This window comes from Sulfurovum sp. MH2-6, from assembly GCF_058374785.1.
Window position 1 is genome coordinate 2,299,397 of record NZ_CM178170.1, and the last position, 14,273, is coordinate 2,313,669.

A 14,273-nucleotide genomic window follows, 5' to 3' on the forward strand; every position below is an offset into this window, starting at 1 on the left:
TAAACCCTACGCTTCTTCAGGAACCCGGGCCACATTTGTCTCTTCCGGTTTTTCTTCTTCTGCCTCAACCGGCTCTATGACCTCGACAACCGCTTCAGAGACTTCCGCCTCTTCACCCTGCAGTTGGGTCTCTGTCACTGTCGCTCCTTTTTTATCGCTGTTGACAATTTCATTCCACTTTTGCCTGATCGTGTGAATGATATCCAAATCACTTCCCGTGCCGTTTTCCATCCCCACTGTTTGCTCTTCAACCTCTTCTTTAAACGGTTGAAGCGGGTTGAAATGTGACCTGTCGTATTGTGTCACAAAGTACCAGGAGGCATAGGCAAGCAAGAGAAGTACAATAAAGATCAGCCACTTTGACTTCCCTCTTTTTTGTTCAATCAACATCCCCGAAACAATAATGCCACTCTCATCCGTATCCTGCTCGGCATAATATGCTTGTGCCTCACTTCTCAACGTAGCCAGATCTGCATTGAACTCACGCTCAATAATCGAGATAAAACCCATGGTTTTTACTCTTTCGATATTTTCAAACCTCTTCTCTAAAAGATTTTCGATATTCTCTTCAGAGATATTGGTTTTTTTACTGATATTTTTAAGGCTGTGTTCTTCAAGAATGTCACTTAACTGCATATACCATCCTGTGTATTAATATCGCAGCTGCTGCACTGACATTAAGAGAATCAAATGCATGCTGCATCTTGATAGAGACTGTCGTATCTATCCTTGAAAGTACTTTTTTTGAAAGCCCTTTATCTTCACTTCCCATCACCAATACTCTTTTAGGTGCAACACTGCAACTCTGCACGGCTTCTCCATCCATTGAAGCACCGTAGAAGTGATATCCCACCTGCTTAAGCTCGTTGATATTGTCCAAAATATTGTGACTGATCATAAATGGCATATCAAGCAGTGCACCGGCACTTGTTCTGGCAACTGCTGCGAAGTTGAGCTGTTTCACTCCCGAAGCGATAATCGCGTCTGCTCCCAGTGCATAGGCACTTCTTACAATTGCACCGATATTTCCCACATCTGTAAGCCCATCCAGCACCACGATAAAATCATTCTGTTTGATCTTTGCAAAACTTGTCTGTTCAAAAGGATTCATCTCTATCAGAATCCCCTGATGATTGCCGCCTTTTGCCATCGATTGGGCCCACTTAGGCTCTAAAAACTTGATCTTATCATGATACTTGTGAAATAAAGGCTGAGGAAGGATCCCTTTCTTAGCAACATATACCGTTTTAATCTCTTCCTCTTTATGCTCTAGAGCATAAAAACAGACCTGTTTTCCATAGATAATCATAGGTGCGATTTTACCTTTTTTTTGCTGTTTAAGTCTTTATCAGTTCCTGATACCACTCTTTTACACTTTTCCCACTTAACATGGAGAGTAGTTTCGCCTTGGGTTTCGGGGGCAGATCCAGTGACAAAACCTCGGAAAAAGAGAGACTCTTTTCAAGACTTTTTTTCGCACTGATCACAACAACCCACTCACCCCGGATCGTCTCATTTTTTAACCGTTCATCCAACTCTTTTGCACTGCCGCGATAGTAACGTTGATACTTTTTTGTGAGTTCTTTGGCTAAAAAAAGCTCTCTCTCCCCATCCACAGCTGCAATCTCTTCAAGAAGCTTCTCCAGCCTGTGCGGTGACTCATAAAGTACGGTATTAAACCCGTTATCCATTGCTTCGGCGAGTGCTATCGTACGCTCTTTACCTTTGTGGGGCAAAAATGCATAAAAAAGAAACTTCCCTTCCTCAAAACCCGATGCCGCATAGGCTGTGGTCACGGCACTTGCGCCCGGCAGTACATCATACTCTATATCCTTTTCCTGGCAATACGCTACAAGTATCTGCCCGGGATCAGAGATGACAGGCATACCCGCATCACTGACATAGACTACATTTTTACTCTCCAGTATCTCACCATACTCTTCAAGGCGTGCATGGCCGTTATGTTCATTAAAAGAGATAAAATCTGCATGGGGATAGAGCATCTCAAAACGTTCTTCAAGAAGTTTTAGAAGTCTTTTCGTTTCTCTGGTGTCTTCACATAAAAAAAGCTCTGCTTTTTCAAAAAGCTTCATGGCTCTGATAGTAATATCTTGGGGGTTTCCGATGGGAGTTGGTATGAAAGTTAACAAAATTAGCCTTAAGAATAAGAGCTAAATTACCAGTATCAGCCAAAGGCGACTAGTCGCCTGAGCCTACTGCTGAAGTAAACTTAGCGTTAGCAATCTCTCACAAAGAAATTTGCCTGAATGGCAGGTTTTTTGAAAGAGACGAACTAGTGTAACGGTCTACTTGATAGTTTACTGAAGGTTAAATTTCTTCTTAAACTTCTCAACTCTACCAGCTGCATCAACGATCTTCTCAGAACCTGTGAAGAACGGGTGACATGCATTACAGATATCGATACTCATTGTTTCTCTATCTGATTTGATCTCAAATTTGTTACCACATGCACATGTTACTTCACATGCTTTGTAATCCGGGTGAATATCTTTTCTCATTGTGTTACCTTTTAAATAATTTAAAATGTGACAGGTAACTAACCTGTTCTAGCACAAAGGCTCTTCCACTATCTTCAGTCCGATAGGGGTCGCTGCAACACTCTAGTGGTGAGACAACTTTAGGGCGGAATTATACCGAAATAGTTTTAAATATTTATAAAACTGATCACTCTGCATCATTTCTCTAGAAGTCATCATCTCCAAACTCTGCTTCCATCTCTTTCTGATACGCCGCGTCCTTCTCTTTTTGAAGTTGTGTCTCTGTCAGAACCGTTTCATGAAGAAACTCACCGAAGAATGTTTTAGGCTCTTCATAGGCTAGAAAGAGGTACGTCCCCACAATAAGCCCGACCATCGTTAAAGCAGTAATCGCTTTTTGTACCGGATTAAACATCTGTATCGGCTCTTTTTGACGTATTTCACATACGCCACCCGGACAGTGTTGAGGGTCATCTTTCGTGATAGCTTTGTAGATCATACACCCTACACATATGGAAAAAGCACTCTCCAAAAACGTAAGTACAAGACAAAGTACACAGATCAACACTTTATAAAAATTGATGTCCCAGTGTATTACAAACCACCAAAGCATAGGAAGAGAGATAAGCCACCCCAGTGTCCATGCAAAACGTTTCTGCATCGCACCTACATACTCCGGTTTTTGATTTTGTACGACAAATTTTCCCAAAAGCATAGAGGGGGCATAGTTCGGACTGATCATTCTTGCCGTAAAATCAAGAAACAGAAATGCCAGATAGACTCTTGCTACGATAATGTGGTTAAATCCTATACCGACAAAGATGACGATCATCCCCAGCGTTCCAAGTATCCCTGCTGCAGCGCGTGCTTCTCTCTCATTGATCACTCTGATATCATATCCGGGAACTTTCTCCCCGTATTCCCATAAAAAACTGTGTAAGTTCAAAAATTTTCCTTTTGTCACTTTGATCTCTCTGCAATCACTCCTTGAAACTCTCTATCAACTCATCAGATACGCAAAAGAGGTCACCCGGGGTTTGCTATGCATTATTTGTTTTACTTTATATTCAAAATAAAATAAAATCATGCTTATAGGGATGCATGATAAAAAGTTTAAAGGAAAAAGGAAGGAGAAGCAACAGAGGTATTTTCAAAGCACAGATCAGAGAGCTCTCTGCACCAGAGAGAGAAACCATACGCTATCCTTTTTCAATTATTTTATGTACAATCAATCCTAAAAACAGAAAAGGCCATCCACTGCTATGAAAAAAAACATGCTTTTGCTTCTATATACGCTATTTTATCCGGAGTGTCATGCAGAGGAGACATCTTGGGGTACATTTGACGCCCATATCGAACTCTTTCACTACCATATAGCAGCACAGGAGGAGCAGGAGTCGCAGGCGACTGTAGCGGGCGGATATCTACACTATACCTCCAAGCCCCTCTATCACGTTGGTTTTGGTGTCACACACTATCTTTCACACCTGATATTCGAGTCCCACAACCCGGCTTTAACCTCATTGACCGACTCAGCAGGAGAGGATATCAATCCCTTAAGTGAACTCTACGCCTACTATCAGGATGAGACCTTCTCTCTCAAGATAGGAAGACAGCAGATCGAGACCCCCATGCTCAATAACGATACGACCAGACTCATCCCTTTCAGCTATAAAGGGGTTACCTCCCGTATCTCCTGGGATACAACATCCTTTCTCTCTTTGGGATATATCACGGAGTTCAGGGCCAATAACAGCGAGGACTATACCGAGTACACCTCAAGCGGTCTGGCAGAGGATGGCGTAGCCTATCTTGGTTTTCATACGCAATTCGGGAGTGTCAAGCATCAATGGTACTACTATCATGCACCCAAACTCTTCAATACACTCCATATGGAGGTAGCGGCAAAAACCCCTTATGATAATGCCAGAATGTTTCACTATGGGATACAGGCCATCTATACATTTAACAATGGAAGCGGGGAGAATACACGGACAGGCAATAACGGGGGCGGAGATGTCAAACTGATAGCAGCCAAACTGGGGATCGCGTCTGAAAAGTTTTCCTATACCGGTTCACTCTCATACAACTTTGGGGAAGACGGGATCAACAGAGGGTATGGAGGCCTCTCTTCTCTCTATACAAGCTCTATGATCACCAACGGGAAAAAAAGCGGACACCCCTTTGCCAAATCCCTGAAAGTACATTATACATACTACTCTCCCACCAAAGAGAAAGCCTACTCCAGTGCGCTACACTTCACCAATGTGACCTACAGTGACGATAGCTCCCATACGATCAATTCACTCTATATCGATCATAAGTTCAAGTTCAGGCCAAGGGAGTATATCCTGCTCAGATACGAACGACAATGGATTGCCGAGGAAGATGACAAGAGCTACTTCAGGATCATCAGTGCTTACACTTTTTAACCCAGAGGGATACTTCGCCGGGATATACCCGGTTTTATAACAGTATCTTGGAAGCCACGGCACAGACGGCACTCTCGCTTTTGAGTACCAGCGGCGTATCAAAACCTACAATTTTTTCAGAGGAGAAAAGTGCCGTTTCTTTTTCCGTCACTCCCCCTTCACACCCGATCACGATCGTACCGACCGGCATTTCAGATGAGAGTGTATGTTCTGAAAAGTTCAGAAGATAGCTTTCAGGGTTGGTAGAGAGAAACGCTTCCAGACTCTCAGCCATAGCCATCTCCATCATCACACTTCTTCCGGACTGCTGGGAAGAGTTCAACAGGATCTTCTCCCAGCGCTTGAAGTCCGGTTTGAAACTTTTTTGTGAACGGTCACAGTAGATGAAGGTGATCTTCGCCACCCCCATCTCGTTGAGCGAGGGAAGCACCTTCTCCACACTCTTGGGATCGATCATACACCATCCTATATGCAGGTCATGTTTGGCTTTCACTTCAAGTGTTTTACTCTCTTCCAGGATAAGTGTCGCACTGCGTTTATCCATCTGCGTGATAAGATAACGGTGGATCAAACCATCTTCCAGGTTACGCAGATAGAGGGTATCATCTACTTTGTGACGGCGCACCTTGAAGATATACCGGTGATCGTCCCCCTCCAAGATCAGTGAAGGCTGCCCTGATAAAGCATTATAAAGATATAACACCCTTAGCCCTTAACACCATCAAAACAACCATCGCAGCTACCAGCAGGATCTGTATCACACCGATCTTGACAAACAGTCCCTTGATCAGTTTATAGGTTGTAGGGTTCCCCAGGTTGGCGACCTTTACCAGTTTGTGTTTGCGTATCTCAATGTACATCATCACTACCCAGATCACGATCATCACGATAATAGCCAGACTCATAGCGTATTCTCCCATGACCATTGCCACAAGCCCCGCAAATGCGATCATCGTAATGATCGCCTGAAAGATAAAGGTATAGATCAGACTCACTTTTTTAAGTGCCTGAGGATTTTTGGCGGTCATCATCGGCATAAATAGCCCACCCACTAAAAAGCCCAAAAACAGTTTTATCAATATACTATGTGTAAATAATATCGTCTCAATCATCAAATATCCTTCTATTCATAATCGGAATTATACTCTAATTTGTTATAATCCCCATAACTCATATAAGAAGGTTTATTATGCTCGTATCCATCCCTCAGGCACTGGATCTCATCCATGAGAAGATCACTCCTTTAGACGGTGAGATCATCCCTATTGAATACTCGGTCGGCCGTGTAGTACAGGAGACCTATACCGCACACTTCAATCTCCCCAGATTTGACAATTCAGCGATGGATGGCTATGCAGTGAAAGTCTCTGATGCCGGTTCTACAGTACATTGCAATCAGGTGATCTATGCAGGGGACAATCCCACAATGGAACTCAAAATAGGCCAGGCGATCAGGATCATGACAGGAGCACCTATCCCCAAAGGATGTGAAGCGATCATACCTATCGAAGAGGTAACCCTCGACCAGGACAAAGTCACACTTCCGGGGCACATCAAGATGGGTAACTTCATCCGCCGTGCAGGAGAAGATATCGCAAAAGGGACAACCTACCTCCACCGAGGAGAGGTGATCAATGCCTATAGTGTTGCATCACTTGCCTCTCAGGGGGTCACGCATATCTCTGTAACCCGTAAGATCAAGGTCGCCATCTTCGGGACAGGTGATGAACTCCGTCCCCATTTTGAAAAGATCGAAGATCACCAGCTTTATAACTCCAACTCTCCTATGTTTCTGACCAGAAGTAAAGAGTTAGGCTGCGAAGTACGCTTCATCCGCTCTTCGGTTGATACACTTGAAGCGCTGCAGGACTCCATCGCTTCCGTACTCGATGCCGATATTATCATCACGAGCGGCGGGGTAAGCGTAGGTGACAAGGATTTCACTAAAGAGGCATTTACCAATCTTGGCATGCAGATACATTTTCAGAAAGTCGATATCAAACCGGGGCGTCCAACGGTATTCGGAACCATCGGGAAAACCGCTGTGGTGAACCTCCCCGGGAACCCGCTCGCTTCCATGGTAAACTACGAGCTTTTTATCCGTGCGATTATCCGTAAAATGAGCGGAAGAGCGGATGCATGTCATGCGACTCTCACTACCGTACTGGGAGAAGATCTGAAACTCAAAGGGGGGAAAACCACCGCACTGCTGGGTACATTTGACGGAGCGTCATTCATCCCGCTCCATCAGCAGAAACCGGGCATGGTCTCACCGATGCAGAAAGCAGAGGGGATGATACTGCTCACTACCGATATCACTGAACTGCCGAAAAACACCCCGGTCAAAATGATCCCGCTCAGATGGGAACTCTATGCAGAGAAGAGCGTCGATCTGATGAACCGCTAAGCGGTTGATTCCGATAAACACTCTTCTCGTTCCATATCTCCCTATAGATGGAACGAAAAAACTATAGTTTTTTAGTATCTAGACTTCACCTAGGCATCCCGCAAGCTGGAGCTTGGGGACGAGAGAAAGTCGATAAAACAACCAATATTACAAACAGTAACTTTTTCATTACAACTTCTCTGACATCTCTATGTATGGTGTCGTATTGAAGTCACATCCTTCTATCCAGCTCTGGTCTTCCCAGCCATCATCATAAATACCTCCACTAAGGTTTTTATTATATTCCCCATAGGCTCTTGCTCTCTGTGTAGTATTAAACTGAATATACTCCCTCTCTCTTATTTCTTTTATTTGTGTTTCAGAATCCTTTAATACAAGAGGCTTTCTACCAAAGTAGTTTGCTGACAATGAAGTAAAGCTCCAATAACATTTAACTGCTTGTACAGATATTTTTCTTCTTTCTCGTGCCTGAGATGGGTCTTGAATAATATACCTAAATGCACGTGCTTCCTGCATCTTCAACGGTATCATAATAGGGTGTTCATCCTTATATCGCTTGTATATCCATCGCTCCACATCATCCCTGACATCATTGTTGTTTGAGTCTATCCCTAGCAGCGTGGAGTCATTAAGTACTTTGTCTGGTTCCGGTGGCAGTCTGTGACCATTCACTTCCCAGTAAATATCCAAATTCAACGTATTGGAGACGAGCGTACCTATCTTCGCCTGCAAGGTTACATTGCTGTCTTTGAGAGCAGTTAGTGTCGTACCGTTGATCTCCACACTTCCACTCGGTGAGATGATCCACGCTGTCTGCTCTGTCAGATCCTTGACGGTGTTGTCTTTGTAGTTTCCTCTTACACTGAGTGAAACCTGCTCTCCCAGCTTCATAGCAGTGACATTACTCTCCAGTGTCAAACCGACCAACTGATCTCCGGCAGAGAGTAACTCTCCCACAAGAAGCGTTAAACAAAACAATAAGAGTAGGATCTTTCTCATGGAAGATCCTTCAGAATACCATTTTCATCAAACTCACATTTTTCTTTAGATATTCCTGTTGCACCATATACACCCCCACTTAATGCAGAGTTAAATCGCCTATATGCCATATGTCTTTGAAGTGTATTAAATTGAATTACACTAATTTCCTTTTCTAAATCACGATATCTATCTAAAACATAACTTTCGTTCTTATCCTTAAACTTGGGTAGAATTTTCCAATATCTCCAATAACCCTCACAATCAGATGAATTATCTATATGCTTCATAGTATCCTTTGCCTTACTCGGATCAACGATCACCTTCTGATATGCCCTGGCACTCTGCATAAAAATCCCCCGTTCTATAGGATGGTCGTAGGTTTGGTATATCCACCGCTCCACATCATCCCTTACCCCATTGTTGTTTACATCGATACCAAGAAGCGTTGCATTGTTGAGTTTTGGATCTGGCTCTGGAGGGAGTTTGTGACCGCCGATGATCGTCATATCGTCTGATGAAAAAAGAATAGATATTAAGATAAAGCATATAGATAAGAGACGTTTCAAAAGATTCCCCTTCTTTTTGACTACGACTATTATAGCGAATGAGATTTTAATGTGTTTTGTCACTGAGCATTTGGTGTGCAGATGCGAAAGCGTGCAATATTGCGAAGCAACACGCTGAGAGCATTGTCCGCACACTTGCGAAGTGACGATTTTTTTGCTTCGTTTTTTTCTAAAAAAAATGAAGAGAGAAACACCGCCTCATATAATTCTACGGGGAAATTTGATTAAATATATCTGCCATCTAGCGATGGGTTTACAGTTGTAAACTATGTCTCTTGACTATACAAGATACGGAGCGAGGAAAATGCATCCAACCCTCTATTTTGGTGCGTGATTACGCACCCTACGCGAAAGAGTTCTTATCTCATCACTTCGATATCGATGTCTTAGAGAGAAATCAACAATGGTGTCGGGGTGAGGACACCCCGACCTACACTCTCCTTCTATTTAATTCAAATAACACCTTGCTTTAATGGATGAAAGTTAAAGTATAAGAAAATGCGATAGCCATTTGCACTTTTTTTCTTTTCTAAAGAAGTCTTTGCTACACAAACCGCATTTGCTGACTTTGGTTCGTTGCCTACGCGGCTTCACTTTGTTCCAATCGCTTCGGTCCCTGCCCTACAAAGGCCTTGTGCTTGCACTCTCTGTGAGAAAGAAAAAAAATGAACGTTCAATAAAGCGAGAAATACCACCTCAATAAATAAAAAGAGAATTAAGTTAAAAAATTAGATTCCCAATGCCCGCAGGAAATGCCCTTGGGGTGCAAGTTGGGAATGACAGAAAGGGATTACTTGAAGTTTTCAAAAGAGAGGTGCTTGGAGATCATCGATCTTCTCTTCCCTTACAGCAGTATCCTCTTAAGTCAGATATAATAGATTGGATAAAACGACTAAAGGGTATATTCCGACAAATACTCAAATGTCTATTAGATTAAATTAAATTTTCGAAGATAAACGAGTAGTCTGCCCATATAGGACAGACCCGTTAGATATTAAAACGTAGCGATATAGGCTGAGACAGCTTTGATATCTTCATCGCTCATGGTAGCGACCTGCCCTTTCATAAGTGCTCCCATACCGGCTACATTTCTCGTACCGGCTTTATACTCTGCGATCTTGGTCTCAAGATCGGCAGCACTTTGTCCTGCGAGCACCTCAGACTTTCCGAGTGCCTTTGTCTTACCGTCAGCACCGTGACAGCTTGCACACTTCGCATAGAGTGCTTTTCCTGCTTCATTGTCTGCTGTAGCCGGGGCTTCTGCTTTCTCTTCTGTCTCCGGAGCCGGTGCTGTAGCATCAGCAGCCTCTTCAGCCGGTGCTGCTTCCTCACTCTCAGGTGCTACAGTCTCCTCCACAGCTTCCGTCGCTTCGGCAACAGTCTCTTTTGCCGCTTCTACAACCGGAGCTGCTGCTTCTTTTGTCGCTTCTATCGCTTCTGTTGCTTTTTCTTTCGCACTCTCTGTTACTTTTTTAGTGGTATCCACAGCTTTTTGTGCTGTCTCTTTTACCGCTTCTTTCGCATCTTTTACTGCAGACTGGGTCGTCTCTTTTGCCGCTGTTGCAGTTTCACTTGCCGCTTTTTTTGTCTCTTCACTACACCCTGTAAAAAGTACCGCCGCCGCTACCATTGAGAGTAATACCGTTTTCTTCATCATGCTTCCTTTAAAAATGATCTATAATCATTATACAGTAAATGGGTTAAACGATTGCAGGATTGATGATTTTCTCTCTTTTCAGAAGTTTTTGCCAGATTTCCGGATCACCCCACTCTTTTTGTACCTGTGTGGAGAAGATGATCTCTTCAAGTTTGATCTCACCCATCAGGCTGCTGTGGGCATCCTCCTGGAACCCCTGTGCATACCCGGTATCGGTCTCATGTACGATGATACTGTGCAGCTTCACTTCCCGCTCGCCGTTTTGCATTGCTGTACACTCCAGGATACGCTCAACGATCAGATAGATCACACGGCTGAACTGTTCAGCCGAAGGAGAGACCGGAAGCTCTACCCATCTGGCACTATGAGCTTTCATCGCCTGAAGGTATGCTGCATCATCCCTGCTCCATAAGGTAATACTGTGATCAAACGAATCTATCAGCTCTTTAATAGTCAGCTTGGTCAAACCAAAATCATAGACCATCTGTCCATCATCAAGGTAGTTAGACTCCAAAAGTACTTCAACCTTGTAGGAGTGTCCATGGATATTCTGACTGCATCGTTGGGTCGTACATCCACGTACAATATGGGCATTTTCAAATTTAAACAGTTTACGTATGATCATCCATAGACTCCTTCATCAAAGCTTTCTGAATGAAAGCATACCACAACTTCTCACTATTAACTATTCACCTATAAACGCAACGCGTTTATACTCCCTGTGTCGTATCAAACACACGGATATGTAGTCTATCACTATAGCGAAAATTATGCTGCATACAAAATGCGAAAACCGCTTGATCATTTTTCCTGATCGTATCACGGCTCTCTCCTACCGGCATACAGTAGACTGCCAGTTCAGGAACGATCTCCCGGATCTCATCTATCTCTTCCAGTGCTGTACTCTCGATCAATGGAGCATCAATCGTAAATTTCAAAAATGCGTCATCTGCCGATGATGCGATTGCCTTTAATGCATCGGGTATGATACGTTTTGACTTCGCTTCACCGCAATTGGAAAGCTTGAGCGAAAGAGAGAAGACACAAGAGCCATAGGCCGGATAAGCAGCAAAGTCTATCACCACTGTCCCGTTTGTCTCGAAGGTGACCTTCACACCCTTCTCAACCAGCCACTCCACCACGCTATAAAACGTTTTATCTTTATGATAGAGAAGCGGCTCTCCGCCGGTGATCACCAGATGCGGCAGATATCCGATCTCTTCAAACGCTCTATCCAGTTTCTCTATCAGTCCGGAGGCCTCTTCTACCTTTTCCCATGATTTGGCGAAGCCTCTATCCACAGCAAAGTAGGTATCACATCCATACCTTACTTCCCCATCGATCTCATAACGCGATCCGAATCCGGGACAACTCAGATTACACCCCGCAGTCCTTAGAAAATAGGAAGGTACACCTGCATACTTCCCTTCACCCTGGATAGAAAAAAACTCTTCGGTAAGATAAAACATCAGCCGCCCGTCTCATAAAATGCACGCTTGGATATCTCTCTATCTTCAAGCTCTTCTTCACTCCAGCGATTCTCTTTTGGTTTATCCTTGAGTACCTGGGCAAGTACCTCCGAGGCAGCTTCAACATCACCCTTCTTCACATGTTCAGCAATACTCATCGCCTCATCAAAGTAGAGACACGGGATCAAAAAGCCTTCGGCAGTCAACCGGATACGGTTACAGCTTTCACAGAAATCATGCTTATGTGGATCGATCAACCCAAACTCATATCCGTCATCAAGCAGATAGTTGAATGAGGGACTTGCCCCTTCACGCCCAAGTGCTTTGATCGTATGACGCTCTTTGATCTTGGCAAGGATCTCTCTTCCGTGCATCCCTTTAAGTGCTCTGTCCGCATGTTCATTTTCCATATACTCGATAAAGCGTACTTTCATCCCCCTCGCTTTACAGTAATCCATCACATCAAGAATCTCATCATCATTGATACCCTTAAGCGGCACCATATTGATCTTCACTCCCAGTCCTACTTCAAGGGCTTTATCTATCCCTTTAAGTACCTCACTTAACACATCTTTCCCAGCGATCTTCGCAGCAACATCCGCTTTGAGTGAATCGAGTGAGATATTGAGTCTTTTCAGCCCTGCATCCTTCAGCCTCTGTGCAGCACCGGGGAGCAGATACGCATTGGTGGTAATCGCCAGATCGATATCAGGTTTATACTCAGAGATCATTTTGATAAATTTATCCAGATCTTCTCTCAGCAGCGGTTCCCCACCGGTAATTCTGATCTTGTTTACCCCTTCATCAATCGCTACCTTCACAAACAAAAAGAGCTCTTCAAAACTGAGGAGATTCTCTTTGGGTACCCATGAAAAAGGCTTTTCCGGCATACAGTACTGACATCTGAAATTACATCGCTCTGTCACTGAGATACGAAGGTAATTCACAGTACGTCCATGTCCATCTATTAGCATTATATATCCATAATATTCTCAAAAAAGTAACATTCCTGAGATAAATTTTTGTGTAGGGTATCCAAAACTAGATAAAAATAGGATAAACGACAAATAACAGGTAGTAAGTAGTAAGTAGTAAGTAGTAAGTAGTAAGTAGTAAGTAGTAAGTAGTAAGTAGTAAGTAGTAAGTAGATTTTACATCTTACAATCAATATGTCAAGTATTTAGAAAAATTTAACGAGTAAAACGAAGTTAAAAAAGCGGCTAGCCGCTAAAGCGACCAGTCGCGCGGGCACTCTGCCGAAGAGAACCCAGTGTTAACGCAGCAAATAGGGCTTTGCCCTATTGCGTCCTATTAATGTAAGTCTCTCCACTGATACTTTTTCCATAGGAATGCAAGGAAAGAGAATACTACAAAGAAGATCAGAACATACGGTCCGAGTTCCTCTCTTTTCGGCTTACTTGGATCACCGATCTCAGTAAGATAAGCTTCAACTTTTTCGTACCCCTCTGGGTTTAGACCAACTCTTGGCATAGATGTACCAGGAAGCTGTGTTTGAGGGTTCTCAACAAATGTCTCAAGGAAGTGTGCACTTCTTGCTCTGATAATGATTGAAAGATCCGGTGGTAGTTTACCCATGTAACCTTTCACACCGTCCTGTGCTTCAAGTACTTTGATCTGATGCGCCAATGCATCTTTTTCATACTTGAACGTCGGTGTATCACCCAGCTGAGTCATCTTCGCATAACGCATTGCATGACATCTACCACACGCTTCTGTGAATGCCTCTTTTGTTGTAGGCTCTTCTGCTTTCTTCTCTTTAAGATACGCAACCACATCAGCGATAGACTGATTATCCATAAACATTGTCATCACCGGTCCCATAGGGTGCATCATTGTATCTGCAAACTTGTGGTCCGTGTTCATAGCCATTGCAGGATCTTTGATCAATGCAATAAGATATTTTTTATCATACAGTGCACCTGCATGGTCAAGACTTGGAGGCACGACACCACCCATTGCTGCCGCACCATCCATGTGACATCCCATACACATTGCAAATCCGGCTTCACCTGCTGCGGCATTACCTTCAAGTTTTGCGATCTCGTTTACTTCACCCCAAAAAGCTTTTTTTGCTTCTTTTTTCTCAGCAGATATAGCACCTTCGATATCTGCGGTACCGTCATAAGTAAAACCATGCCCTTCGACATGCTTATGCATCTGCCCGTGAGCAAACGGTTCCACACCCCAGTAAAGGATAAGTGTAAAGGCTGCAACAACTCCTAATATTTTTAGTTCTTTCATC

Annotated in this window: 16 protein-coding genes; 2 read left to right on the forward strand and 14 right to left on the reverse strand. The window is 43.5% G+C overall.

What is annotated here, in order from left to right:
- Window positions 1-6 precede the first annotated feature (6 nt).
- The 5 genes from AC4JOV_RS11660 to AC4JOV_RS11680 all read right to left on the reverse strand — a co-directional run bounded on the left by AC4JOV_RS11660 (window position 7) and on the right by AC4JOV_RS11680 (window position 3,444).
- The gene (locus AC4JOV_RS11660) at window positions 7-636 is read right to left on the reverse strand and encodes a hypothetical protein (protein WP_229937412.1); all 630 of its coding nucleotides are present in this window, start codon (window positions 634-636) and stop codon (window positions 7-9) included.
- Complete coding sequence (gene rlmB, locus AC4JOV_RS11665; RefSeq protein WP_229937411.1) at window positions 623-1,309, reverse strand: 23S rRNA (guanosine(2251)-2'-O)-methyltransferase RlmB; 687 nt, start codon at window positions 1,307-1,309, stop codon at window positions 623-625. Before rlmB ends, AC4JOV_RS11660 begins: the two co-directional genes overlap by 14 nt.
- A 28-nt stretch (window positions 1,310-1,337) precedes the next feature.
- A complete protein-coding gene (rsmI, locus tag AC4JOV_RS11670) occupies window positions 1,338-2,150 on the reverse strand; it encodes a 16S rRNA (cytidine(1402)-2'-O)-methyltransferase (RefSeq protein WP_229937410.1) in 813 nt (270 codons plus the stop codon).
- Between the two features lie 168 nt (window positions 2,151-2,318).
- Window positions 2,319-2,519, reverse strand: coding sequence for a 50S ribosomal protein L31 (gene rpmE, locus AC4JOV_RS11675; protein ID WP_229937409.1), 201 nt, complete (start codon window positions 2,517-2,519; stop codon window positions 2,319-2,321).
- Window positions 2,520-2,703: 184 nt separating this feature from the next.
- Window positions 2,704-3,444, reverse strand: coding sequence for a DUF4395 domain-containing protein (locus AC4JOV_RS11680; protein WP_229937408.1), 741 nt, complete (start codon window positions 3,442-3,444; stop codon window positions 2,704-2,706).
- A gap of 316 nt (window positions 3,445-3,760) precedes the next feature.
- On the opposite strand from AC4JOV_RS11680, the gene AC4JOV_RS11685 reads away from it, so the two are divergent.
- Entirely contained in the window at window positions 3,761-4,930 is a 1,170-nt protein-coding gene (locus tag AC4JOV_RS11685; RefSeq protein WP_229937407.1) for an OprD family outer membrane porin, read from the forward strand.
- 34 nt (window positions 4,931-4,964) lie between these two features.
- On the opposite strand, the gene AC4JOV_RS11690 is transcribed toward AC4JOV_RS11685, so the two are convergent.
- A complete protein-coding gene (locus AC4JOV_RS11690) occupies window positions 4,965-5,633 on the reverse strand; it encodes a 16S rRNA (uracil(1498)-N(3))-methyltransferase (protein WP_229937406.1) in 669 nt (222 codons plus the stop codon).
- A complete protein-coding gene (locus AC4JOV_RS11695; RefSeq protein WP_229937405.1) occupies window positions 5,617-6,042 on the reverse strand; it encodes a hypothetical protein in 426 nt (141 codons plus the stop codon). Before AC4JOV_RS11695 ends, AC4JOV_RS11690 begins: the two co-directional genes overlap by 17 nt.
- Window positions 6,043-6,119: 77 nt before the next feature.
- Here AC4JOV_RS11695 and AC4JOV_RS11700 point away from each other — a divergent pair, with 77 nt between their 5' ends.
- Complete coding sequence (locus AC4JOV_RS11700; protein WP_229937404.1) at window positions 6,120-7,337, forward strand: molybdopterin molybdotransferase MoeA; 1,218 nt, start codon at window positions 6,120-6,122, stop codon at window positions 7,335-7,337.
- A gap of 168 nt (window positions 7,338-7,505) precedes the next feature.
- Here AC4JOV_RS11700 and AC4JOV_RS11705 read toward each other — a convergent pair whose 3' ends face one another.
- The 7 genes from AC4JOV_RS11705 to AC4JOV_RS11735 all read right to left on the reverse strand — a co-directional run bounded on the left by AC4JOV_RS11705 (window position 7,506) and on the right by AC4JOV_RS11735 (window position 14,272).
- Window positions 7,506-8,336: a hypothetical protein gene (locus AC4JOV_RS11705; RefSeq protein WP_229937403.1), complete on the reverse strand. Its 831-nt coding sequence runs from the start codon at window positions 8,334-8,336 to the stop codon at window positions 7,506-7,508.
- On the reverse strand, window positions 8,333-8,884 hold the full coding sequence (locus AC4JOV_RS11710; RefSeq protein WP_229937402.1) for a hypothetical protein: 552 nt from the start codon (window positions 8,882-8,884) through the stop codon (window positions 8,333-8,335). The genes AC4JOV_RS11705 and AC4JOV_RS11710 overlap by 4 nt, the downstream gene beginning before the upstream one ends.
- Window positions 8,885-9,878: 994 nt before the next feature.
- A complete protein-coding gene (locus AC4JOV_RS11715) occupies window positions 9,879-10,538 on the reverse strand; it encodes a c-type cytochrome (protein WP_229937401.1) in 660 nt (219 codons plus the stop codon).
- A gap of 46 nt (window positions 10,539-10,584) precedes the next feature.
- Entirely contained in the window at window positions 10,585-11,166 is a 582-nt protein-coding gene (locus AC4JOV_RS11720) for a 6-pyruvoyl trahydropterin synthase family protein (RefSeq protein ID WP_229937400.1), read from the reverse strand.
- An 85-nt stretch (window positions 11,167-11,251) separates the two neighbouring features.
- On the reverse strand, window positions 11,252-12,010 hold the full coding sequence (locus tag AC4JOV_RS11725; RefSeq protein WP_229937399.1) for a 7-carboxy-7-deazaguanine synthase QueE: 759 nt from the start codon (window positions 12,008-12,010) through the stop codon (window positions 11,252-11,254).
- Window positions 12,010-12,984 (reverse strand): GTP 3',8-cyclase MoaA, encoded by a 975-nt coding sequence (gene moaA, locus AC4JOV_RS11730; RefSeq protein WP_229937398.1) that lies wholly within the window; start codon window positions 12,982-12,984, stop codon window positions 12,010-12,012. Before moaA ends, AC4JOV_RS11725 begins: the two co-directional genes overlap by 1 nt.
- Before the next feature lie 337 nt (window positions 12,985-13,321).
- Window positions 13,322-14,272 (reverse strand): c-type cytochrome, encoded by a 951-nt coding sequence (locus AC4JOV_RS11735; RefSeq protein WP_229937397.1) that lies wholly within the window; start codon window positions 14,270-14,272, stop codon window positions 13,322-13,324.
- Between the last annotated feature and the right edge of the window lies 1 nt (window position 14,273).

What these genes read in the sequence shown, in the direction of transcription:
- AC4JOV_RS11660 (WP_229937412.1), bottom strand. Translation starts at nt 636, where the DNA reads ATGCAGTTAAGTGACATTCTTGAAGAACACAGCCTTAAAAATATCAGT.
- rlmB (WP_229937411.1), bottom strand. Translation starts at nt 1,309, where the DNA reads ATGATTATCTATGGAAAACAGGTCTGTTTTTATGCTCTAGAGCATAAA.
- rpmE (WP_229937409.1), bottom strand. Translation starts at nt 2,519, where the DNA reads ATGAGAAAAGATATTCACCCGGATTACAAAGCATGTGAAGTAACATGT.
- AC4JOV_RS11685 (WP_229937407.1), top strand. Translation starts at nt 3,761, where the DNA reads ATGAAAAAAAACATGCTTTTGCTTCTATATACGCTATTTTATCCGGAG.
- AC4JOV_RS11695 (WP_229937405.1), bottom strand. Translation starts at nt 6,042, where the DNA reads ATGATTGAGACGATATTATTTACACATAGTATATTGATAAAACTGTTT.
- AC4JOV_RS11700 (WP_229937404.1), top strand. Translation starts at nt 6,120, where the DNA reads ATGCTCGTATCCATCCCTCAGGCACTGGATCTCATCCATGAGAAGATC.
- AC4JOV_RS11705 (WP_229937403.1), bottom strand. Translation starts at nt 8,336, where the DNA reads ATGAGAAAGATCCTACTCTTATTGTTTTGTTTAACGCTTCTTGTGGGA.
- AC4JOV_RS11715 (WP_229937401.1), bottom strand. Translation starts at nt 10,538, where the DNA reads ATGAAGAAAACGGTATTACTCTCAATGGTAGCGGCGGCGGTACTTTTT.
- AC4JOV_RS11720 (WP_229937400.1), bottom strand. Translation starts at nt 11,166, where the DNA reads ATGATCATACGTAAACTGTTTAAATTTGAAAATGCCCATATTGTACGT.
- AC4JOV_RS11725 (WP_229937399.1), bottom strand. Translation starts at nt 12,010, where the DNA reads ATGTTTTATCTTACCGAAGAGTTTTTTTCTATCCAGGGTGAAGGGAAG.
- moaA (WP_229937398.1), bottom strand. Translation starts at nt 12,984, where the DNA reads ATGCTAATAGATGGACATGGACGTACTGTGAATTACCTTCGTATCTCA.
- AC4JOV_RS11735 (WP_229937397.1), bottom strand. Translation starts at nt 14,272, where the DNA reads ATGAAAGAACTAAAAATATTAGGAGTTGTTGCAGCCTTTACACTTATC.